Here is a 21,986-nt window from a genome sequence, read left to right as displayed (position 1 = left end):
CCGTGGGAGACAGGACGGCTCTCCGGCTTCTCCCATCCTGCCGCGCTCGCGGCGACGATGTCCCTCCGGCGAGGGCCGGAGGCGGCGCTCCTGCGCCCGCGGCGGCTCGGCCGGCGCCGGCTCACCTGAGCTGCGTCGCGGCCACGCCGAGGATCGCGAGCAGCGATGCGACGGCGGCGATCAGCGCGATGCGCGCCCTGTTGCGCCCCGTGTCCTGCGCGCCGTACGCGCCGTGCCGCTGGGTCACCGGGCCCGCCTCCGAGCTCGGTCCGGCGCTCTCGGGCGGACGGGGCCTCGCGCTGAGCCCGAGCCCGATCGTCGGGAGCGAGGCGCGGGGGCGCGGCGGGAGCGTCGCGCCGAGGAGCCGCGCGGTCCGCTCCACGTAATCCTGGCCCTCCGCCGACGCGTGAGGGGCGAGCGCGATCGCCAGCTCGGCCACGCTCGTGGGCCGCCGCGCAGGGTCCTTCTCGAGGCAGCAGAGGAGCACGCGGTCGATGGCAGGGGGGATGTCGGACCGCAGCGCGCTCGGGAGCGCCGGCGCCGCGCTCGCGATGCGCGGCGCGAGATCCGCGAGCGAGCTCGCCTCGAACGGCGGCCGCCCGGTCAGGAGCCGGTACAGGATCGCGCCGAGCGACCAGACATCGGCGCGGGCGTCGACGGCGACCGAGGATCGCATCCGCTCCGGCGACATGTAGAGCGGCGCGCCGAGCTCCTCCCGCGTCTGCGCCAGCGCGCCGCCGTCGCTCGAGCCGGGCAGCTCCCTGGACGCGCCGAAGCCGAGCACCTTGAGGAGCGTCGCGCCGCCGGGGGTCGTCGCGAGGAACAGGCGCGCCGGCTCGAGGTCGCGGTGCACGATCCCCGCGGCGTGCGCCTCGGCCACCGCCACGCAGGCCTGCAGCACCCAATCGATGGCCTCCGAGAGCTCGATCCGGCCGCGGCCGCGCAGCAGCTCGGAGAGGTCCTGCCCGTCGAGGTGCTCCGTGACGATGTACGCGACCCCCGAGGCGAGCTGGCCGACGTCGAGCACCCGCGCGACGTGCTCCCCCTTGAGCGCCACCGCCGCGCGCGCCTCCCGGAGCGAGCGCTCCACGCGCTCCGGGCTGCCGTCGGCGAGCAGGAGCTCGATCGCGACCCGCTGCGGGAGCACGAGGTGGCTCGCGAAGGCCACTGTCCCCAGCTCGCCGCTGCCCAAGATCCTGTCGACCCGGTACTTCTCGGCGATCACGTCCCCTGCGACGACAGGTGCGTTCATCAAAGCTCCCCGCAGCGCGCACCGGCGCGGGGGCAGCCGCCCGCCCCCCGTACATGCGCTGATTCATCCTAGCACCTTCGCTCGCCGGATTGGCGGTCGCCGGTCGTCACCGGAGCTCGAGGCCAGCGCCGCGCTCCCCTCTCACCCCTGCCCGTTTCACCCCTGTCCGCGCGGCCCGACGGCCTGGCAAAAGACCGCTGGAGGGGAACCCTCGCGACGAGGGTGAGGCAGCGCAGCGCGCGCGTCGTCGTGCCGAGAAGAAGGAAGCGGCAGCGCCGCCGCGCGATGGCGCGAAGCGCACAACCCGACGTCTCTCCCATATCACGAGACCCGGGACTTCCCGGCTCGCACCAGCACGCATCCTGCTTTATATTCTCGCGGCAACGCGCGAGGGGGAACGCGTATGACTCGGGCGGAAGCGACTGAGGTCCACCGCTGTAGCCGATTTCTGCTCCGCAGACAGAGGCTTGCCGGGAGGATGGTCGTGCAGAAAACCGTTCGGGGGCGTCATCCAGCCCCGGGCGCGGCGGCCCTCCTGCTGCGCGAGCACGCCTTCCTGCGCCGGCTCGATGTGCCGGGGGTCGTGCGGCCGCTCGCGCTGGAGGGCCCGGAGAGCATGCCGGCGCTGTTCCTCGAGGACGCAGGCCCCGAGGACCTCGAGCGGCGGCTCGCGCGAGGGCCGCTGGCGCTGGACGCGTTCTTCGACATCGCCGTCGCGCTCGCGGAGACGTGCACGCGCATCCACGGGAGCGGCGTCGTCCACCGCGCCATCGCCCCAGGCCGCGTGGTCCTCGGCGAGGACGGGCAGGTCACCCTTGTCCATTTCTCGGGCGCGGCCGAGCTGACGAGCATGCCCCGAGCCGTGGAGCTCGAGAAGCTCGACGCGCTCCCCTTCCTGTCCCCCGAACAGCTAGGGCGCACCTGCTGGTTCATCGACGCGCGCTCGGATCTGTACGCGCTGGGAGCGACCTTCTACGCCATGCTCACCGGCGCGCCGCCCTTCAAGGACGCCGATCCGCTGGCGCTCGTGCACGCCCACATGGCGAGGAGCCCCGTGCCCGCACACGTCGCGAGCCCCAGCGTCCCGGCGGTCCTCTCCGAGCTCGTGCAGCGGCTCCTCGCGAAGATGCCGGACCTGCGATACCAGAGCGCCGAGTGCCTCGCCCAGGACCTCCACGAGGCGCAGAGGCGATGGCGCGCCGCAGGCACCATCGCGCCGTTCGAGCTCGGCCGCATGGACCTGGCGCGGCGGCTCCCGCTCCCCGAGCGCCTGATCGACCGCGAGCGCGAGCTCGCCGCGCTGCGCTGCGCGCTCGCCCGCGTTTCGAACGGCGGGACGGAGCTCGTGCTGGTGACCGGGGAGGCAGGCGTCGGAAAGACTGCCCTCGTCGAGGCGCTGCAGGACGCCGTCGCCGAGCGGGGCGGGCGGTTCATCCAGGGCAAGTTCGACCTGCGCGCGGCGAACGTCCCCTATGCGTCCCTGGCAGAGGCGCTCCGCGCCCTCGCTGCCGCGCTCCGCGCCGAGCCGGAGGAGAGCCGCGCGCAGCTGAGGGAGGCGGTCAGCGAGCGGAGCCGCGCCCTCGGCGAGCTCTGCCCGGAGCTCACCGAGCTCCTCGGAGACGCGCCCGCGCTGCCGGCCTCGGATCCGATGCGCGCGGAGAACCGCTTCCTGCTCGCGATCCAGGACTTCGTGCGCGCGGTGGCCAGCCAGCGGCCGCCGCTCGCGATCTTCCTCGACGACCTCCAGTGGACGGACGCCGCGTCGCTCCGCGTCCTCCGCGCCCTGGCCGCCGATCCAGGCAGCAAGCACGTGCTGCTGCTCGGCGCGTACCGGTCGAGGGAAGTCGGCGCCGCGCACCCGCTCCACCAGACCATCGAGGAGATCCGGGGCGCGCAGGTCCCCCCGCTGACGCACCTCTCGCTCGGCCCGCTCGGCGTCGAGGCGGTCGTCGCGCTGCTCGCCGAGGCGCTCCGCTGCGAGCCGGAGCGGGCGCGCCCTCTCGCAGAGCTCTTCCTCGCCAAGACGGCGGGCAACCCCTTCTTCATCCGCCAGCTCCTCCGGTCGCTCCAGGAGAAAGGACTGCTCCTCTTCGACGCGATCCGCTCGACATGGATGTGGGATCTCGGCCGGATCGAGCGGGTCGGGGTCACCGACAACGTGGTCCAGCTGATGTCGGAGTCCGTCCGCAGGCTGCCCCAGGCGGCGCAGGAGCTCCTGCAGGTCGCCGCGTGCATCGGCAAGCGCGCGGAGCTCAGGCTCGTCGCGGCGGTGCTCGGCCGATCCGTCGACGAGACGACCGCGTCGCTCGTCCAGCCGCTCCGCGAGGGGCTCGTCGTGCCGGACGGCACGTGCGAGCGCGAGGCGGGGCTCGCGATCCGGTTCGTCCACGATCGGCTCCAGCAGACGGCCTACGAGCTCGGGCCGGAGCAGCTCCGGATGCAGCTGCACCTGGAGATCGGCCGCTTCCTCGAGGCCACCTGCACCAACGGGACGGACGCGGCGCTGTTCGACGCCGCGGACCAGCTGAACCTCGGCGCCGCGCTGCTCGACGCGGAGCAGCGGGGCCACCTCGCCGAGCTCAACCACCGCGCCGGCGTGAAGGCGCGCCGCGCCGCCGCCTTCGGCCCGGCGCTCGCGTACTTCCGCAGCGGCCTCCGCCTGCTGCCGGACGGCGCCTTCCGCTCGCGCTACGAGCTCTGGTTCTCCCTCCACCGCGACGCGGCGGAGTGCGCCGCGCTGACCGATCAGCACGCGATGGCCCGCGCGCTCGTGGAAGAGGGGCTCCGCCACGCGGCGTCGATCCCGGAGAAGGTCGATCTGGAGGCGCTCCGGATCATGAGCACGACGATCACCGGCGAGCACGATCTGGCGCTCGGCTGGGGGCGCGACACGCTGCGCACGGACTTCGGGGTCGAGCTGTCCGTAGCGGATCTCGACGTGGAGATCGCGGCGCAGCGGCGGGCCATCGCCAGCCACCTCGGGGCGCGCTCGCCCGAGTCGCTCGTCGACTTGCCCCGCGTGACCAGCCCAGAAGAGCGGGCCCGCATGAGGCTCCTCGCCGAGATGGTGGCCCCCGCCTGGTTCGCGGACCGGAAGCAGCTGGTGCTCCTCACCTCTCTCGGCGTCCGCTTCGCGCTGGAGCACGGCAACTCGAGCGAGTCGATCCTCTCCTACGCAGGGCACGCGATGCTCCTCGCAGCCGAAGGCGACCTATCGAGCGCCCAGGGCTTCGGCCAGCTCGCCGTGGAGCTCGCGCGGCGGTTCGAGGATCGCGCCCAGGAGACGATCGCCCGGTACATGTACAACGAGTTCGTTCATCCGTGGGTCGCGCCGCTCGCCTCGAGCGGGGCGCCGTTCCGAGAGATCATCGAGCTCGGCGTGTCGTCCGGCGAGCTCCGCTTCTCCTCGTACGCGCGCACGGGGCTCGTGGCGCACTCGTTCGCCGCAGGGGTGGAGCTCGATCGCGTGCTTGTCGATCTGAACGACGCGCTCGCGTTCAGCCGGCAGACAGGCAACAAGTCGACGCTCTTCCACCAGCTCGCCTACCGGCAGACCATCCGGTGCCTCAAGGGGCTGACGAGGGGCCAGAACGCGGCCGAGGACGCCGAGTTCGACGAGCGGGCCTTCCTCGATGCGGCGCAGCGGGAGCCGCCGGCGAGGTGCGTGTATCACATCGGGCGCCTTCAGGTCTCGTACCTGCTCCGGGACCTGGCCGAGGCAATCGCTCACGCCGACGCGGCGGTCCCGTTCATTCACTTTCTCGGCGGCTACATCCCGGAGTGCCAGTGCGCGCTGTTCACCGCGCTCACGCTGCTGTGGCGATGCGATGAGGCCGACGAGCAGGAGAGGGCCGCGCTGCTCGCGCGCGTGGCCGACCTGCAGCGCGCCCTGCGAAGGTGGGAGCTCGGCTGCCCGGAGAACTTCCGCCCGCGGCGCCTCCTCGTCGACGCGGAGATCGCCCGCGTCGAGCGCAGGTTCGAGCTCGCCGGAGCGCTGTACGACGAGGCGGTCGAGGCGGCGACGCGCGGGGGGTTCCTCCACATCGCTGCGCTCGGCAACGAGCTGGCTGGGCGCTTCTACCACGGGCTCGGACGGGCGCGGATCGCGGCCATGTACCTGCGCGCCGCGCACCAGGGGTTCGCCCGGTGGGGGGCCTCGGAGAAGGCCCACGCGCTCGCGGAGGAGTTCAGTATCGGCGGGCCCGGCGACGAGCCCGAGCTCGCGGAGCGGCTCCCGGCGGTCGCCCTCGACGCGCTCAGCCTGCTCAAGGCCGCCGAGACCCTCTCGAGCGAGATCGTGCTCGATCGGCTGCTCGAGAAGCTCCTGAGCGTCTGCCTGGAGGCAGCCGGCGCGCAGTGCGGCGCGCTCGTGCTCGAGGAAGAGGGGGAGCTCTTCGTGCGGGCTCAGGGGTCCGTCGCCACCCCGGTCTCCATCGAACGCACGCCCCTCTCCCGGTCGCGCGAGATCCCCCGGCGGGTCGTCGAGCACGCCCACATGGCGCGCGAGCTCCTCGTGCTCGACGACGCGGACAGCGCGCCGGCGCGCGACCGCGATCCTCACTTCGCCGGGGGCGGCTCGCGGTCGGTCCTTGTCCTGCCCATCCAGCGGAACCAGGCGCGGCTCGGGGTGGTTTACCTCGAGAACAACCTCACCACGTACGCCTTCACGCGCGCTCGCGTCCACGTGCTGGAGCTCCTCTCCGACCAGATCGCGATCGCCCTCGAGAACGCCCGCCTCTACCGCGAGGCGCAGCACGCGGTGCGCGTCCGCGACGAGTTCCTCAGCGTCGCGTCGCACGAGCTCAGGACGCCCGTCACCTCCCTGCGCCTCGGCCTCCAGGCGTTGCTCCGCCGGGGAGACCACGCGTCCGACGAGCGCCTATCGCGCGCCCTGCAAAGGATGGATCGGCAGGTGCAACGGCTCATCCGGCTGATCGACGACGTGCTGGACGTGTCGCAGCTTCACACCGGCCGGCTGGAGCTGCACGTCGAACCGGTCGATCTCGCGGAGGTCGTGGACGACGTCCTGGAGCGGCTCACCGAGCGCATCGCGCAGTCCGGCTCGTCCGTGAGCGTGCGCGCCGAGCCGTCCGTCGTGGGCTCGTGGGACAGGAGCAGGCTGGAGCAGGTGGTCTCGAACCTGCTCGACAACGCCCTCAAGTTCGGCGCGGGCAAGCCGATCGAGGTCTCGGTCGCGCGGAAGGACGGCACGGCAGAGCTCGTGGTGCAGGATCAGGGCATCGGGATCCCGGCGGGGAGGCTCCCGCACGTGTTCGACCGGTTCGAGCGCGCTGTATCGAGCCGCCATTTCGGCGGGCTCGGGCTCGGGCTCCACGTCGTGAAGAGCATCGTCGAGGCGCTCGGCGGCGCGGTGCGCGTCGTCAGCCGGCCGGACGAGGGGGCGCGGTTCGCCGTGGAGCTGCCCTGCGAGCGGCCGGCGGCGAGCCACGCGGCGTCGGCGACGCTCGGCGGCCTGCACGCCTGACGCGAACCGACGCGAACCGACGCGAACCGACGCGAACCGACGCGAACCGACGCGAACCGACGCCTACGGCCTGCTCTTCGGCTGCTGCGGGACCATGAGGATGTACGGCGTCGCAGGCTCCTCCTCGGGCGACACCGCGCGGGGCGCGGGGGCGCCTTTCTCACCGAGGCTCCGAATGAAGCGGTACATCGCGACGAGATCGCGCTCGTGCATCGTCACGTAGTTGAGCCATGGCATCGGCGGCCGGCCGGCGGCCTCGCGGAACATCCGCACCCAGGCCTCCTCGCTGAGGTTCTGGGCGGAGATCCGGAGGTTCGCCGCATAACTCGTCCCCCACGGACCTCGGTAGCCGACGTCGCTGCCCGTCAACCACTCCGAGATCGGGAGCCTGCCGCCCGATCGGTCCCAGCCGGGTGTATGGCAGTCGTTGCACCCGCCCGCGAGGATCAGGTACCGGCCGGCCTCCTCCGGGCTCCCCGCCGCGACGTGCGGCGAGGCAGGCGCCCGTGCCACGGCTGCACAGCCGATCAACGCCAGGAGCGCCGCGCCGGGCAGCCACTGCACAGTCCGGCGCGCCGCGTGCGTCCGGTCCGCGGCGGACGATCTCGATCCGGCGCGCGTCTCGCTCTGCATTCCAACCATTCCATCCCTCGTGCAGCGTGCGTGCCGGGCTGCGGCGCGGAGCGCGGACGAGCGCGCTAGGGGCCGCCGGCGCGGGCCTTCCTGCGCGGCGCCGCCATGAGCGGACGGAGTCCGTTCACGCAGGCGAGGACCGCGGAGCCGTTGTTCATGAGCGTCGCCGCGACCGGGTTGAGGAGCCCGGGGATCGACAGCGCGTACGCGACCGCGTTCACGGCGAGGATCATCGAGAAGTTCTGGTGGATGAGGCGCATCGCGGCGCGCGAGATGTCGATCGCCTCGATGAGCTTCGACAGGTCGTCCTCCACGAGGACGACGCCCGCCGTCTCCCGGGCGATCTCGGCGCCCGCGGACACGCTGATGCCGATGTCGGCGTACGACAGCGCCGGGGAGTCGTTGATGCCGTCCCCGACGACCGCGACCGTGCGGCCCTCCTGCGTCAGCCGGCGCGTGATCTCCGCCTTGTCCTCGGGCAGCATCTCCGCGAAGTATCGGGTGATGCCGAGCTCGAGCGCGACCTGCCTGGCCACCTCGCGGCTGTCGCCCGTCAACATGACGATATCCTCGATCCCGCGCGCGCGCAGGCTGCGGATCGTCGCGCGGCTCTCGGCCCGGATGGCGTCGCGGCAGGCGAGCGTGGCGACGTGCCGGCCGTCGACGGCGAGGAAGAGGAGCGATTTCGCCGCCGCCTCGAGCGCCTTCCTCGCGCCGGGCTCGGCGCGGCAAGTGATGCCGAGCTCGTCGAGGAAGCGGGGGCTGCCGAGCTGCACGACGTTGCCGAACACCCTGGCCTGCACGCCCCGGCCGACGAGGTAGCGGGACTCCTCCCGGTCCGGGATCGTCAGGCACCACGCCTCGGCGAGCCGGAGCACGGCCTGCGATACGGGGTGGGTCTGCCGCGCGGACACCGCGGCGGCGAGGGTCGCCGCCTCGCGCTCGGACAGGGCGTCGTGGACGAGGAGGTCCGTCACCTCGGGGATGCCGGAGGTCAGCGTGCCCGTCTTGTCGAACACCACGGTCGACACCTTCGCGAGCTTCTCGATGTACGCGCCGCCCTTGATGAGGATCCCGCGCCGCGCCGCGGCGTTCATCGACGCGAGCACCGTCGTCGGGGCCGAGACCCGCGGGCCGGTGCCGAAGTCGATCGTCAGGATCGCCGACACGCGGCCGAGGTCCCTGGTCGCGGCGAGCACGACCGCCGAGCAGGCGAGGGCCGGCGGGACGAGCCGGTTCGCCACGAGCTCCGCGTAGTTCTGCGCGCGCGTCTCCAGCGCGGGCGCGTTCTCGATGAGCCGCGCCGTGCTCGCGGCGGTCGTGTCGCCGCCGACCCGCTCGGCGCGGATGTACAGCTTGCCGTCCTTGATGACGGTCGCCGCGAAGCAGCGGTCACCGGGGCCCTTGAGCACGGGCATCGACTCGCCGGTCAGCGTCTGCTGATCGACGAGCCCCTCGCCGTCCGTGACCGTCCCGTCGACCGGGATGACCGAGCCGGTGTAGACGACGAGGACGTCTCCGGCGGCGAGCTCGGCCACCGGGATCTGCACCTTCGCGTCGCCGCGGACCACCCACGCGAGGTCCTGTTGATACTCGAGCAGGCCGCTGATCGCGCGCCGGGCGCGCGCCTGGGTGCGATCGCGGATGTGGTCGCCGAGCGTGACCAGCCAGATGATGCCGGCCGCGTTGATGGCGTTTCCGGTCGCCACGGCCGACGCGATCGCCAGGCTGTCGAGCAGGTCGACGTTGAGCTTGCGGTCCCGCACCACCGAGTCCCAGGCCCTCTTGAGGATGGGCGCGGACGTCGCGGCGATGAACGGGTACGCGAGCAGCGGCGAGACGAAGCTGCCGAGCGAGAGGACCATGCCGACGCTCGACAGGTAGAGCGGGCGCTTCGCGAGGGCGGCCGCGCGGCGCACCTCCCGGGCGGCGCGCGCGGCGCGCAGCGCCCCCCGCGGGGCCGGCGCGGCGGAGGCCGAGGCGGCGGCGCGCACGATGGCGTCGAGGTCGACGCGCCGCGGGTCGTGCTCGACGACGGCGCTCGACGCGCCCTCGGCGATGCGCACGGACAGGACCCCGGGCACGGCGGTTAGCCCCGCCTCGAGCAGCGGACCGAAGGCCACGTCCTTCCCGAGGCGCGGGAGCCGCAGGCGGACCCTGCCCGGGATCGCGTGGACCACCGAGACCGGCTCGGTCGCGGTCGACAGGAGCGCGGCCATCGTCACCCCGCCTCGCCGCCGGTGGGTGCGCCCGCGCCCGCGCTCGCGAAGAAGCTCTGGATACGGCCGTGGTTCAGCACCACGAAGAAGTCGACCCCGTACTTCACGAGCGTGATCCAGTGGGGCATGGCCGGGGAGCGCCGCATCAGCAGCTGGAGCATCCCGGACCCGACGAGGAGCGCCGGGACCAGGAGCTTGAGGTCGACCTGCGGCGGCGGGACGACCTGCGACGCCGCGTTCAGCCTGTCCGCGGCCTCGACGACGAGGCGCGCCGTCCGGCCCGGGCTCGGCGGCTCGGCGGGCGCCGCGCAGGGCGGGGGCGTGAGCCCATCGATCGTGCGACAGCCGCAGCCCGAGAGCTCGGGGATGTGCGCGAGCTCGGAGAAGACGTCCTCCAGCGGGACATCGGGCTCGTGCTCGACCGTGAGGCTCCCGGCCCACGCGCTCGCCCGCGCGTCGACGACGCTGGGGCACGCGCGCGCCAGCTCCGCGATCTCCTCGGCCCTCGCCGGGTCCCTGCGCAGCGCGGGGACGGCGAGGCGCACGCGCCCTGGAACCCAGTGGATGATGACGACCCCTCGATCGCTCGGCATGGCTCACCTCCCGGCCTGCGCGGCCGGGTCACCGGAACACCCCTCTCGTCAGCTCCCGGGCGGCTCCATCTCCGCGCGCGACCACCCCGGCGCGCCGCCCGAGCCGGCGCGCTGCTCCTGGCGCGCCATCTCCTCCCTCACCTCGGCGACGAGGTCGGCGAGCCTCTCCCTGCCCTCGCCGAGCGCGCCCCTGATCGCGTCCACGGCGACGAAGCCGAGCTTCATGCCCCTCTTGACGGTCGGACGGGTGATCCTCGTCAAGCTGGTGAGCCCTATCCCGATGATGATGCCGAGCCCGAGGTGTTCCATCCCGACTCCTCTCCTCGAAATCCACGACCCATGGCGCGCGAACGCGCGCCGAACGCTGACGACGCGCGAACGCGCGCGAATGCCGACGACGCGCGAACGCGCGCCGAATGCCGACGACGCGCGGACGCGCGCCGGATGTGAAGACAGAGAATCTGGATCACACAGGCACGGGGCACACGGAGAGATAGAGACAGGCGATGTCCGCTGTCCCTCCGTGCTCCCACTGCCCATTTCACCCGGTCCCGAGCCGTTCGGGGCGCTGGCGCCGCGCGGCGCCGCGCGGCCACGACCAGGACGGGCGTCGACGCGGGGGCGTCGGCGCCTGATCCGGGACTGCGAGAGGGAAGACTCGAACGAAAGCCCTTATGTCTTCGGCTTCCGTGGGAGCACCCACATGTGATTTGTAACACTGCAGTCGCGCGATCGCCATGGGCTTTTCATGTCCGGTCGACACCTGACTCGCGTGCTGAGGGAGCGTTCCGCGCGGGCGTCCGAGGCGCGCCGAGCGCGCATTTCTCCTGTGGCAGCGCCGCGCCATGCCGCGCCGCCGCGGGCTCGCCCCGCCCGGGCGCGGCGCGGCGCGCGGGCGCCAGCGTGTCCGTCGCTTCCAGCCGGCGAGCGACCGTGGTAAATTTCCGGACATGCAAGAGGGGCAGCACGAAGAGCCGGTGATGGGGAGCAATGGCTCTCTCCTTGCGGAGCTCCTGGAGGAGACGGGGGTCGCCCCCACGAGCGGCGCCTACCACGACGTGAAGCGGGGCGTGGAGGCGGTGGTCGGCAAGGTCGCGGGCCGCCCGGAGGCCGGCGCGGCGCTGGACAGCGCCCTGATCGACCTGTGGATCGCGGAGATCGACCAGCGGCTGTCGCGGCAGATCGACGAGATCCTGCATCACCCGGTGTTCCAGCGCCTCGAGGCCGCGTGGCGCGGCCTGAAGTTCGCCATCGATCACATCGACTTCCGGGAGAACATCCGCGTCGAGATCCTCAACTGCTCGAAGGACGATCTGCTCGCGGATTTCGAGGACTCGTCCGAGGTCGTGAGGAGCGGCCTCTACAAGATCGCCTATTCGTCGGAGTTCGGCAATTTCGGCGGCAAGCCGTTCGGCGCCATCATCTCGAACTACGAGTTCGGCCCCGTGCCCCAGGACATCGCGCTCCTCCAGAAATGCGCGGCGGTGGCGACGATGGCGCACGCGCCCTTCCTGGCCGTCGCGGGCCCGCATTTCTTCGGGCTCAAGGACTACCGGAAGGTGCCGCACCTCGGCGACATCAAGGCGCTCTTCGAGGGGCCGCAGTACGTGAAGTACACGGCGTTCCGCGAGTCCGAGGACGCGCGCTACGTCGGCCTGCTCCTCCCCCGCTTCCTCCTGCGCCTGCCCTACGGGGCGAGCACCTCGCCCATCCGGGCGTTCTCCTACGAGGAGGACGTCGTCGGCAACCACGCGGCGTACCTCTGGGGGGCGCCCACCTACGCGATGGCGACCCGGCTCGCCGAGAGCTTCGCGCGCCACCGCTGGTGCCTGCACATCATCGGGCCGCAATCCGGCGGCACCGTCGAGGGGCTCACGCTCCATGAGTACGAGGCGCTCGGCGCCATCCAGACGAAGATCCCGACCGAGATCATGCTGACCGAGCGCCGCGAGTTCGAGCTCAGCGAGGAGGGCTTCATCGGGCTCACGTTCCGCAAGGACACGGACAACGCCTGCTTCTTCTCGGCGAACTCGGCGCAAAAGCCCAAGTACTTCGGCCAGAGCGAGGAGGGGCGCGCCGCCGAGGTCAACTACCGGCTCGGCACACAGCTGCCTTATGTCTTCCTCGTCAGCCGGCTCGCCCACTACCTCAAGGTCATGCAGCGCGAGCAGATCGGCACCTGGAAGGAGCGCGGCGACCTCGAGCGCGAGCTGAACAGCTGGCTCAGCCAGTATGTCGCGGACATGGATGTCGTGTCGCCCGCCGTGCGCTCGCGCAGGCCGCTCCGCAAGGGGCGGACCTCGGTGACCGAGGTCGAGGGGAGCGCGGGCTGGTACCGGGTCCACCTCGAGGTGCGCCCGCACCTCAAGTACATGGGGGCCTATTTCACCCTGAGCCTGATGGGCAAGCTCGACCGGGAGTGATCGAGCCGCGCAGGCGGGCCGCCCCCGTCGCCCGTCGGGCATGGCGCGCCCGGGGGCTCACATGTAGGAGCGATTCGCGTTGAACCACTCGAGCGCCTGCCCTATTTCCGGCGTGACATCCCAGCGAAGGCTCACGAGAGCATCGAACCCGCCCTCCACCTGACCTGGGTGCTGCCCGCCGATGGTGACGTGCCAGCCGGCCACGTCGGCGAGCACCGTGATGTGTTGATAGTCGGACCCGATCAATACCCTGTCAGCGTCAAATCTCACGTTGTATCGCCAGCGGCCCATCGGGAAGTTGTTGGCCACAAGGGTGAAATACAGGGTCCGATACGGCTCTTGCATGGTCGTCCTCCGCGTCGTGGGTTCGCGCGCAGCATATCGAGGCGGCTTCCCGTCGTCGACGGTCATGGCGGCGCAATCATCCTGCGAGCGTCGAGGACGGGGCGGGTCGAGCGCCGAGCAACGGCAGTTCTTCCTCTGCCCTCGTGCCCTCGCGGCTACTCACCTGTGACATGGCGAGATCGCTCGATAAAATCCTACCGCCCCAACTCCCTCGCCGCCCGCGGCCGCGGCCTGTGGTAGAGCGCTGTATGCGCACGCTCCGACAGCCTGCCGCTCCCCTCGCGCTCACCGCGGCCCTCTCCGCGCTGGCGGCCTGCGGCCCCGCCGCGAGCCCGCCGCCGGCGCCCCCGCCCCCCACCGTGAAGGCGCTGATGCCGCCGGCGCCGCAGGGCCTCCCTGTCGTCGAGACGAAGCTCGAGAGCGTCGGGCTCGACGAGGCCGCGCTCGACCGATCGGCGAACCCCTGCGAGGACTTCTATCAGTTCGCGTGCGGCGGATGGCTGGCGAAGACCGAGATACCGGGGGACGAGTCCGCCTGGATGCGGAGCTTCAACGAGATCGAGAAGCGCAACGAGGCGGAGCTCCGGCGCATCCTCGAGGACGCCGCGAGCGCCGGCGACCGGGATCCGGTGACCAAGAAGATCGGCGCCTACTACGGCGCGTGCATGGACGAGCCCGCGGTCGAGGCCGCCGGCGCGAAGCCCATCACGGACCTCCTCGCGAAGGCGCGGCGGGTGCGCGACCCGAAGGGCCTCGGGGCGCTCGTCACCGAGCTCCACCGCCGCCGCATCTGGGCGCTGTTCGACGTCGCATCCGCGCAGGACATGAAGGACGCGACGCGCGTCATCGCGCAGCTCGACCAGAGCGGCCTCGGCCTGCCAGACCGCGACTACTACCTCAACGAGGACGACAAATCGAAGGCGCTCCGCAAGACCTACGAGGAGCACGTCGCGCGGATGATGCGGCTCGCCGGGGCGCAGGAGGCGGCGGCGAGGGCGGCGGCGCTCGACGTCGTGCAGATCGAGACCGAGCTCGCGAAGATCTCGAAGACGCGGGTCGAGCGGCGAGACCCGGCGGGCCTCTACAACAAGCTGGATCGGACGGCGCTCGCGAAGGCCGCGCCGGCGTTCTCGTGGGACGCGTATTTCCAGGGGCTCGGCCTCCAGGACGTCAAGGAGGTCAACGTGACCTCCGTCCGGTTCTTCGAGGGGCTCTCCCGGCTGCTCACGTCGGTGAAGCCCGCCGCGTGGCAGAGCTACCTGTCGTGGCACGTGGTGCGCTCCATGACGCCCGCGCTGCCCAAGGCGTTCGTCGACGAGAGCTTCACGCTGCAGGCCGCGCTCACCGGGCAAAAGGAGGTGCGGCCGCGCTGGAAGCGCTGCGTGGACGCGACCGATGACGCGCTCGGCGAGCTGCTCGCGCAGCCGTTCGTCAAGACGAGCTTCCCCGGCGCGAGCAAGCCTGCGGCCGAGGCGATGGTGCACCAGATCAGCGACGCGTTCGCGCGCAACGTCCGGGCGCTCGACTGGATGGATGAGGGCACGCGGCAGCGCGCGCTCGCCAAGCTCACCGCGATGGCGTACCTCATCGGATATCCCGACAAGTGGAGGACCTACGATTTCGAGGTCGATCCGAGATCGTACGCGAAGAACGCGCTCGCCGCGCGCGCCTTCCACACGCAGTGGGACCTCGGGAAGATCGACAAGCCGCTCGATCGCGACGAGTGGCAGATGAGCCCGCCCACCGTGAACGCCTATTACGACCCGCAGCGCAACCACATGGTCTTCCCGGCGGGCATCCTGCAGCCGCCGTTCTACAGCGTGAGCTCGGCCGCGGCGGTGAACCTCGGCGCTATCGGCATGGTGGTCGGGCACGAGCTCACGCACGGGTTCGACGACGAGGGCTCGCAGTTCGACCAGAAGGGCAACCTGGAGGACTGGTGGTCGAAGGAGGTCGGGGCGGCGTTCAGGGAGAAGACCGCCTGCGTCGAGGCCCAGTACTCGGCCTTCGAGGCGCTGCCGGGACTGAAGCTGAACGGCAAGCTGACGCTGGGCGAGAACATCGCGGATCTCGGGGGCGTGAAGCTCGCGTTCATGGCGTACCGCGCGATGCGCAAGGGCGCGGCGGAGCAGACGGTCGCGAGCGGCTTCACGGAAGATCAGCAGTTCTTCCTCGCGCACGGGCAGTCCTGGTGCGGCAAGCTGCGCGACGAGGCGCTCCGGCTGATGGTCCAGGTGAACCCGCACTCCCCGCCGCGGTTCCGCGTCAACGGCCCGCTCGCGAACCTCCCGGAGTTCGGCGAGGCCTTCAAGTGCGCGCCGGGCACGCCGATGCGGCCGACCAAGACGTGCGCTGTCTGGTAGCCGCGCGCGGCAGGCTCGGTTAAACGAGCCTCCATGATCCTGATTGGCCAGTACGACTCTCCCTTCGTGCGCCGCGTCGCCGTGGCGCTCCAGCATTACGGGCTCGCGTACGAGCACCGCCCGTGGTCGGTGTGGGCCGACGCGGAGTCCATCGCGAAGTACAATCCGCTCCGGCGGGTCCCCGTGCTCGTGACGGACGGCGGGGAGCCGCTCGTCGAGAGCGCGGCGATCCTCGACGCCCTTGACGACCTGGTGGGGCCCGATCGCGCGCTCCTGCCGCGCTCGGGCGAGGCGCGCCGCGCCGGGCTGCGGGTCTCCGCGCTCGCCACGGGGCTCGCGGACAAGGCGGTGAGCCTGCTCTACGAGCACGTGCTGCGCACGGGCGAGCGCCGGAGCCCTGTCTGGATGGAGCGCTGCACCGCGCAGATCGGCGAGACGCTCGACCTGCTGGAGCGGGAGCGCGCCGCCCGGCGCGGCGATACCTGGTGGCTGGGCGCCTTCAGCCACGCCGACATCGCGGTCGCCTGCGCGCTGCGCTTCGTCGGAGAGGCGCACCCGGCCCTCACCGACGCCGCGAGGCGGCCGGCGCTGGCCGCGCACGGGGCGCGCTGCGAGGCGCTCCCGGTGTTCGCGGCGGTGGTGCAGCCCCTCCACGTGGCCGTGTAACCCCGCGTGCCAGGAATCCCGCCAGGACGCCGTACCTACCCTTCCACCGCGCGGCACGCAGCTCACGTCAAGGGCTCGAATCTGTTGGGATTTCCGCGGAGCGGACCCTTGACGTGAGCGAGCGCCGCGTCCCCCTCCTCGCGGGGTCCGAGCGGGGCTTGCCCGCGGTCCGCGTGGCCGGTCGCCGACGACCCACATCAGCGAGCGGCCAAGCTCGGGCGAAGCCCCACCTCGACCCCCTGCACGCTACGCTCGACGTCGCGAAGGCCAAGCTCCACGAGATCGCCGAGACGACCGACGATACGTGGGACGAGGTGAAGCAGGGCGCCGATCACGTCTGAAGCGACGTCAAGGCGTCCGTCGAGGGCGGCGCGTACGACTCCCTCGAGAAGCCCAGGAAGGAGGGCTGTCCATGTCGTGGTTCACAGCATGGCTCGGTTACGGCCTCGGCCGGGGAGCGGCCAAGGCCATCTTCGGCGAAGACCAACCCCAGGCAGTGCGCCCGCCGATCCGCGAGCAGACCGAGGCGGAGATCCGCGCCGACGAGAGGCGTTACGACGAGGACGCGAAGCGGCTCGACACGGAGGACAAGGCGGCGAAGAGACGCGGCTCCGGCTGAGGGACGAGCGCCCGCTCGACCGGGCGCGACCCGCATAGGTCGGATCGGAGCGACACCGGCGGAATCGCATTACGCTTCGTGTCATGGAGCTGCGCCACACCACGATCCACGGGCACGACATCGCCTTCCGCCGGGAAGGCCGGGGCCCGCTCTTGGTGCTCATCCATGGCATGGCCGGGAGCTCGGCGACGTGGCGGCACGTGATCCCCGCGCTCGCCCGGCGGTTCACCGTCGTCGCGCCGGATCTGCTGGGCCACGGCGCCTCCGCCAAGCCGCGGACCGACTACTCGCTCGGCGCGTATGCGAGCAGCATCCGCGATCTCATGGCGGCGCTCGGACACGACCGCGGCACCCTCGTCGGGCACTCGTTCGGCGGCGGCGTCGCCATGCAGACGGTCTACCAGTTCCCCGAGTGCTGCGAGCGGCTCGTCCTCGTCGGCAGCGGCGGCCTCGGGATCGAGGTGAACGCGCTCCTGCGGATGCTGAGCCTGCCCGGGGCCGGGCTGGCGCTGCCGATCGGCTGCCGGCCGCTCTCCCGCGCGCTCCTCCGCTTCGCTCTCCGCCCGGAGCGCTCCCTCGCGCGCGCCGCCGTGCGCTTCCTGGAGCGGCGCGGCCGGCGCCCCGGCCCGGTGCTCGTCGAGTTCGTCAACTCCTGTTCATCGCTCGCGGACGCGGACGCCCGGCGCGCGTTCGTCCAGACCCTGCGCTCGGTGATCGACCGCGCCGGCCAGCGCGTGAGCGCGCACGACCGGCTGTACCTGACGGCGGAGGTGCCGACGCTGATCGTGTGGGGGACCAACGACCCGGTGATCCCCGTCGCCCACGCCCGCGACGCGCACGCATCGATGCCGGGCAGCCGCCTCGATCTCTTCGACGCCGTCGGGCACTACCCGCATTGCGAGGATCCGGAGAAATTCGTGCGCGTGCTCGAGGGGTTCGTGGACACGACGGAGCCGGCGCGGGTCTCCGCGCAGCGGTGGCGCGAGCTCCTCACGCGCGGGCGCGCGGCGTGACGGCGACGCGCCTTCGCTGGCAATATCGGGGCGCGATCACACGACGCGTGAGGCTGACAAGATACCATGGAGCCCCGGGGTGGGAGGCATCGATGCGTCGGCTGCACACCTTGAAGCTGGCGGGATGGAAGCGGCGGTTTTCACGCGCCGGCGCCTGGTCGAAGGACGTGCTCGTCTGCCTGGATCGCACGAGGGTCCTCGGCCTCGCCGCCGAGACGGCGTTCTGGCTATTTCTCTCGCTCGTGCCGCTCGCCGCCGTCGCGGGTCTCCTTGCCGGGCGCTTCTCGACGAACAACTGGAGCGCGGTCGTGCAGCTGTTGAGCCCGCTCCCGGCAGCGGCCCGCCAGCTCGTCAGCGCCGAGCTGATCAACCTCGCCACCTGGAACGAGGGTTCGGCGGGCGTCGCGAGCACAGCTGTCTTCATCTGGCTCGCCTCGAGCGGCGTGCACTCGATCTTCGACTCCCTCGAGATCGGGACCGGGATCTCGCGTCCCTGGTGGAAGAAGCGCCTGCTCGCCATCGGCATGTGCATCGTCCTGCCCGTCGCGGTTGCTCTCCTCGCGTCCCTGGGCCCCGCGCTCCAGGGCGCGATGGGTGGGCTCGGGCGGTGGATCCCGCCGCTGCGGGCGACCGAAGCCCCGACCCTGGCGAGCCGCCTTCTCCGCTTCTGCGTCAGCACGGGGATCGTCCTCGCGTACGTCTGTGCCCTGTACCGGGTCGGCATCCCGCCCCGGGCCCGGCGTGGCGTGCCGATCCTCCCCGGTGCGCTGCTCGCCGTCGCGCTCGAGATCCTGTTCGGCTTCGCCTATGCGTTCTACATCGCCAAAGCGGGAGATGGCGGCGCCTACCTGGCGGGGCTCGCGGTGATCGGCGTGACCATGATCGGCCTGTACTTGTTCACGGCAGCGCTCCTCGTGGGGGCGGTGGTGAACCGGAAGCTTGCGCCCGGCGTCGAGACCTGCCCCGGGGCGGCAGCCAGCAGCAGGATGGACGATTGAGCGTCGATCTCGCCACCTCGATCACCTCCGAGCGTCGCCCTCCGTGCGCCTCCCCTTCGTCTCCGCCACGTAGATCCGCAGCGTCGAGATCGCCAGCGCCATCACCAGCGGCCCGAGCAAGAGCCCGAACAGCCCGAACGTCTCCACCCCACCGAACAGCGCGCCGAACGTGAAGAGCGCTGGCACGCTCGAGCCCCGGCCCACGAGCCGCGGGCGGATCACGTAGTCGGAGGCGCCCCCCACCACCAGCGCCCCCCACGCGAGCTCGACGATCCCCATGGCGATGTGGTGCGTGAGGATCAGGTACACGCCCGCCGGAACCCAGACGAGCAGCGTGGCGAGCTCGGCCGCGGCGCCCCCATCACGCCGCCGCGCCGGCCCGCCCGACGAGCTCGGAGCCGGTCAGCGCCTCGACGGCTGCACCGCCGTCGAGGCCGAGCTGGTCCTGTGCACGAGCACCGCCCAGGTCCCCCGGAAAACACGACCTCGCGCAAGCCGGGCTCGCGGGACAGCTCACGCGGGCGCCTCGGCCGGCCGCCGCTGCGCACCGCTCCGGATCGAGGACATCCGCGCGCCGGTTCATTTCGATTGACGCCAGCCATGTGAACGTTCACATTTTACGCCAGGTATTCTTTGGCGTTGCCCTGGATAGGTGCGTCATGCGCACCGGGCCTTTCTCCTTGTGCGCGTTCACCGTGCCGGTCGGGCTGCTGGCTCCAGGTAAGGCGCATGCAGGGGGAGGAGCGTGCCGGCGCGCGTGCTCGTTCGGCATCTCTGCTTCGCGACGTACCGCTGCTTCGCGACGCTCTGGCAGGGCTCGCGGCAGCATCGCTGCGGGTCGGTTCCTCACTGAGTTGACGTGATCTGGAAGCGGCGCGGTGCTCCGCGTAGGCGGCTGGCTCACCTTCCCTTCGAGGCAAGAATCATGCGTGAGAGTCACGATTCCACCGTTCGTCACGTCAAGCTGCTGGTCGCCGCATCCCTCACGGCGTTCGCTGGGTTGGCTGCCTGTTCATCGGACGGGACGAGCCCCAACCTGGCCGGCGGCGACAGCTCGGCTGGCGGCAGCGCAACCGGCGGAGCCGACGCCACTGCAGGAGCCGGAGGAGCGGCAGCGGACGGGGGCGGCGGCAGCGCCGGCGCGATGGCCGGTGGCGGGACGGGCGGCGGCGGCGGCGGCGGCGGCGAGGTTCCAGACGAGACCGGGACGCGGCAAGCGGCGTACTACGTGTCGCCTTCCGGTAGCGACGACAATCCAGGCACGGCCAGCGCGCCGTTCAAGACGGTCACCAAGGCGCGCGACGCCGTCCGCACCGTCAACGCCAACATGACCGGCGACATCTACGTTTACCTCCGAGCTGGCACGTACAGCCTCACCGACGCCATCGCCTTCGCGCCGTCGGACTCGGGCACGAATGGCCATCGCATCTATTATCAGGCTTACCCCGGGGAAAAGCCCGTTGTGAACGGCGCGACGAAGGTCACCGGATGGACGCCGGACGCAGGCAATATCTACAAGGCCAAGCTGGACCGAACGACGAAGCTGCGCAACCTGTACGTGAACGATGCTCGTGCCCTGATGACGAGCAAGCGGGTCACGTCGCGCGGAGCGGTCGGGACGTACAGCGTGACGGCCGGGCAGCACAGCTGGGCTTGGGCAACCGGCAACGGCAGTGACGGCGCCAAGTACGACCTCAACGCGGTACCTGCCATCGCCAGCAACAAAGACGACCTCGAGATCGTGAACGGCACCACTTGGAACGAGAATATCGTTTGCGTTCGTGATGTCACCACCACGCCAGACAACTTCCGCGCGCTGCTCTTTCAACAGCCCTACGGCGCCATCGCGCAAACCCCCGGCTGGAATTCGGGCTTCAGTGTTTCTGGCTCCCACACGATTTACAACGCGCGCGAGTTCTTGGACTCACCCGGTCAGTTCTATTTCGACAAGACGACCGGGACCCTCTACTACTACCCGCGGCAGGGCGAAGACATGGCTCAAGCCGACGTGCAGGCGCCGATCGCAGAAAAGCTGATCGACATCGTCGGCGCCTCCAGCGCTAGCCGAGTCAAGAACCTCACCTTCCAGGGCATCACCTTCGCCAACACCGACTACAACCTATACAGCGTGGACGGGTCGCGCGGCAAAGCGACGGTACAGGGCGCCACCATCTACGTTGCTTACGGCGACGGCAACTGGCACAACAGCAAGTACGAAATCATCGACACGCTGCCCGGGATGATCACGGTCAACAACGCCGACTCGATCAACTTCATCGGCAACGTGGTGAAGCACAGCGGCAACGAGGGCATTTCCTTCATCAACAACGTCGTGAATTCCAGCATCGTCGGCAACTACATCACCGACATCGCCGGCAGCGGCATCACGGTCGGCCACCCGCAGCACCTGTACGCGGGCGACTCCGGCCCGCACCACAAGTTCGGCCCGGGTGTCGAAGGCATCTGTAAGAACGACACCATCAGCAACAACCTGCTGTACGACGTGAGCTCACTGCCGGGTTTCGGCGGCCATTCGGGCATCACCGCGTTCTTCGTGGATGGCCTGAAGATAACCTACAACCACATCCAGAAGACGGCCTACAACGGCATCAACCTGGGCTGGGGCTGGCGGAACTTCCCCGACTCGACCACGTGCAAAGACAACGCGATCAACAACAATCGCTTCATCGATACCTTGAGCAGGCTACACGACAGCGGCGCGGTCTACACGCTAGGTCAGATGCCGGGCACGACCATCAACGAGAACTACGTCAAGGGCATTCCGCCCGCGACGAGCGGCCCCACGTACGGCCTGCACAACGACGAGGGCAGCGCGCACATCACGCAGAACGACAACGTGCTCGACATCGACCCCGGCGTTAAATACACGATCAACTGCGAGGATTTCGGGGCCAAGCACCACCTCACCATCCTGAGGACGTACGCCACCGTGAACAAGATGGGCATCAACCCGCCCGATAGCAGGATCGACCCGCCGGTCGCGGTGCCGGACAACATGTGGCCGGCAGCGCAATACGAAATTTGCCTGAGCTCCGGCATCCAGGAGGAGCACCGGGGCATCCTCCCCAACAGCCTGCTCGCGGTTCAAGACTACGTGTTCCCGGCGAGCGCCTCGGTGGCATCCGGCACCACGACAATCAAGATCAGGAGCACCGGCGCGGCGGCCAACGCCGTCTGGCTCGCGCCGGCCGGCACCGGCACGTTCACGGAGGGCGCGACGATGACGAAGGCGGCGGGGGACGCGACGTCCATCGCCGTGCCGGCCAGCGCCGGAACGTACAAGCTGCATGTGGTCGATGCGCAGGGCGAGAAGCTCGGTGAATCGGCGGCGCAACTACGGGTGCGCTGACGTGCCG

16 protein-coding genes are annotated in these 21,986 nt (G+C 70.9%); 9 read left to right on the top strand and 7 right to left on the bottom strand.

What is annotated here, in order from left to right; genetic code table 11:
- Positions 1-121: 121 nt before the first annotated feature.
- Entirely contained in the window at positions 122-1,252 is a 1,131-nt protein-coding gene (locus WMF46_RS07035) for a serine/threonine-protein kinase (RefSeq protein ID WP_437984900.1), read from the bottom strand.
- 403 nt (positions 1,253-1,655) lie between these two features.
- Between WMF46_RS07035 and WMF46_RS07030 the strand changes: the two genes are divergently transcribed.
- Positions 1,656-6,737, top strand: coding sequence for an AAA family ATPase (locus WMF46_RS07030; protein WP_437984899.1), 5,082 nt, complete (start codon positions 1,656-1,658; stop codon positions 6,735-6,737).
- A 63-nt stretch (positions 6,738-6,800) separates the two neighbouring features.
- Here the strand turns inward: WMF46_RS07030 and WMF46_RS07025 are convergent, their stop codons facing one another.
- From WMF46_RS07025 to WMF46_RS07010, 4 genes are all read right to left on the bottom strand, one after another.
- On the bottom strand, positions 6,801-7,370 hold the full coding sequence (locus WMF46_RS07025; RefSeq protein ID WP_437984898.1) for a cytochrome C: 570 nt from the start codon (positions 7,368-7,370) through the stop codon (positions 6,801-6,803).
- Between the two features lie 65 nt (positions 7,371-7,435).
- Positions 7,436-9,589, bottom strand: coding sequence for a heavy metal translocating P-type ATPase (locus WMF46_RS07020; protein WP_437984897.1), 2,154 nt, complete (start codon positions 9,587-9,589; stop codon positions 7,436-7,438).
- Positions 9,590-9,591: 2 nt separating this feature from the next.
- Positions 9,592-10,182 (bottom strand): hypothetical protein, encoded by a 591-nt coding sequence (locus WMF46_RS07015; protein WP_437984896.1) that lies wholly within the window; start codon positions 10,180-10,182, stop codon positions 9,592-9,594.
- Positions 10,183-10,230: 48 nt separating this feature from the next.
- Positions 10,231-10,491: a hypothetical protein gene (locus WMF46_RS07010; protein ID WP_437984895.1), complete on the bottom strand. Its 261-nt coding sequence runs from the start codon at positions 10,489-10,491 to the stop codon at positions 10,231-10,233.
- A 641-nt stretch (positions 10,492-11,132) separates the two neighbouring features.
- Between WMF46_RS07010 and tssC the strand changes: the two genes are divergently transcribed.
- On the top strand, positions 11,133-12,605 hold the full coding sequence (tssC, locus tag WMF46_RS07005; RefSeq protein WP_437984894.1) for a type VI secretion system contractile sheath large subunit: 1,473 nt from the start codon (positions 11,133-11,135) through the stop codon (positions 12,603-12,605).
- Between the two features lie 57 nt (positions 12,606-12,662).
- Here the strand turns inward: tssC and WMF46_RS07000 are convergent, their stop codons facing one another.
- Complete coding sequence (locus tag WMF46_RS07000) at positions 12,663-13,016, bottom strand: hypothetical protein (protein WP_437984893.1); 354 nt, start codon at positions 13,014-13,016, stop codon at positions 12,663-12,665.
- A gap of 182 nt (positions 13,017-13,198) precedes the next feature.
- On the opposite strand from WMF46_RS07000, the gene WMF46_RS06995 reads away from it, so the two are divergent.
- The 6 genes from WMF46_RS06995 to WMF46_RS06970 all read left to right on the top strand — a co-directional run bounded on the left by WMF46_RS06995 (position 13,199) and on the right by WMF46_RS06970 (position 18,609).
- Positions 13,199-15,313, top strand: a complete 2,115-nt coding sequence (locus tag WMF46_RS06995; RefSeq protein WP_437984892.1) for a M13 family metallopeptidase — start codon at positions 13,199-13,201, stop codon at positions 15,311-15,313.
- A gap of 33 nt (positions 15,314-15,346) precedes the next feature.
- A complete protein-coding gene (locus WMF46_RS06990) occupies positions 15,347-15,979 on the top strand; it encodes a glutathione S-transferase family protein (RefSeq protein ID WP_437984891.1) in 633 nt (210 codons plus the stop codon).
- Between the two features lie 113 nt (positions 15,980-16,092).
- On the top strand, positions 16,093-16,320 hold the full coding sequence (locus WMF46_RS06985) for a hypothetical protein (RefSeq protein WP_437984890.1): 228 nt from the start codon (positions 16,093-16,095) through the stop codon (positions 16,318-16,320).
- 71 nt (positions 16,321-16,391) lie between these two features.
- Positions 16,392-16,598 carry a hypothetical protein gene (locus WMF46_RS06980; RefSeq protein WP_437984889.1) on the top strand — a complete coding sequence of 69 codons (207 nt, stop codon included), beginning with the start codon at positions 16,392-16,394 and terminating at the stop codon, positions 16,596-16,598.
- Between the two features lie 83 nt (positions 16,599-16,681).
- The gene (locus tag WMF46_RS06975; RefSeq protein WP_437984888.1) at positions 16,682-17,611 is read left to right on the top strand and encodes an alpha/beta fold hydrolase; all 930 of its coding nucleotides are present in this window, start codon (positions 16,682-16,684) and stop codon (positions 17,609-17,611) included.
- Positions 17,612-17,703: 92 nt separating this feature from the next.
- The gene (locus WMF46_RS06970) at positions 17,704-18,609 is read left to right on the top strand and encodes a YihY/virulence factor BrkB family protein (RefSeq protein ID WP_437984887.1); all 906 of its coding nucleotides are present in this window, start codon (positions 17,704-17,706) and stop codon (positions 18,607-18,609) included.
- A 21-nt stretch (positions 18,610-18,630) separates the two neighbouring features.
- Here the strand turns inward: WMF46_RS06970 and WMF46_RS06965 are convergent, their stop codons facing one another.
- The gene (locus WMF46_RS06965; protein ID WP_437987865.1) at positions 18,631-18,942 is read right to left on the bottom strand and encodes an AI-2E family transporter; all 312 of its coding nucleotides are present in this window, start codon (positions 18,940-18,942) and stop codon (positions 18,631-18,633) included.
- Positions 18,943-19,534: 592 nt separating this feature from the next.
- Between WMF46_RS06965 and WMF46_RS06960 the strand changes: the two genes are divergently transcribed.
- Positions 19,535-21,979: a right-handed parallel beta-helix repeat-containing protein gene (locus tag WMF46_RS06960; protein WP_437984886.1), complete on the top strand. Its 2,445-nt coding sequence runs from the start codon at positions 19,535-19,537 to the stop codon at positions 21,977-21,979.
- Positions 21,980-21,986: the final 7 nt, after the last annotated feature.

It is taken from the genome of Sorangium sp. So ce117, from assembly GCF_051524395.1.
Taxonomy (GTDB): Bacteria; Myxococcota_A; Polyangia; order Polyangiales; family Polyangiaceae; genus Sorangium; species Sorangium cellulosum_B.
Note: the sequence above shows the minus strand (reverse complement) of the source record. Positions and strands in the feature narration are given on the sequence as shown.

Coding starts and splice junctions, on each gene's coding strand:
- WMF46_RS07035 (WP_437984900.1), bottom strand. CDS start 1,252: ATGAACGCACCTGTCGTCGCAGGGGACGTGATCGCCGAGAAGTACCGG.
- WMF46_RS07030 (WP_437984899.1), top strand. CDS start 1,656: ATGACTCGGGCGGAAGCGACTGAGGTCCACCGCTGTAGCCGATTTCTG.
- WMF46_RS07025 (WP_437984898.1), bottom strand. CDS start 7,370: ATGCAGAGCGAGACGCGCGCCGGATCGAGATCGTCCGCCGCGGACCGG.
- WMF46_RS07020 (WP_437984897.1), bottom strand. CDS start 9,589: ATGGCCGCGCTCCTGTCGACCGCGACCGAGCCGGTCTCGGTGGTCCAC.
- WMF46_RS07015 (WP_437984896.1), bottom strand. CDS start 10,182: ATGCCGAGCGATCGAGGGGTCGTCATCATCCACTGGGTTCCAGGGCGC.
- WMF46_RS07010 (WP_437984895.1), bottom strand. CDS start 10,491: ATGGAACACCTCGGGCTCGGCATCATCATCGGGATAGGGCTCACCAGC.
- tssC (WP_437984894.1), top strand. CDS start 11,133: ATGCAAGAGGGGCAGCACGAAGAGCCGGTGATGGGGAGCAATGGCTCT.
- WMF46_RS07000 (WP_437984893.1), bottom strand. CDS start 13,016: ATGACCGTCGACGACGGGAAGCCGCCTCGATATGCTGCGCGCGAACCC.
- WMF46_RS06995 (WP_437984892.1), top strand. CDS start 13,199: ATGCGCACGCTCCGACAGCCTGCCGCTCCCCTCGCGCTCACCGCGGCC.
- WMF46_RS06990 (WP_437984891.1), top strand. CDS start 15,347: ATGATCCTGATTGGCCAGTACGACTCTCCCTTCGTGCGCCGCGTCGCC.
- WMF46_RS06980 (WP_437984889.1), top strand. CDS start 16,392: ATGTCGTGGTTCACAGCATGGCTCGGTTACGGCCTCGGCCGGGGAGCG.
- WMF46_RS06975 (WP_437984888.1), top strand. CDS start 16,682: ATGGAGCTGCGCCACACCACGATCCACGGGCACGACATCGCCTTCCGC.
- WMF46_RS06970 (WP_437984887.1), top strand. CDS start 17,704: ATGCGTCGGCTGCACACCTTGAAGCTGGCGGGATGGAAGCGGCGGTTT.
- WMF46_RS06960 (WP_437984886.1), top strand. CDS start 19,535: ATGCGTGAGAGTCACGATTCCACCGTTCGTCACGTCAAGCTGCTGGTC.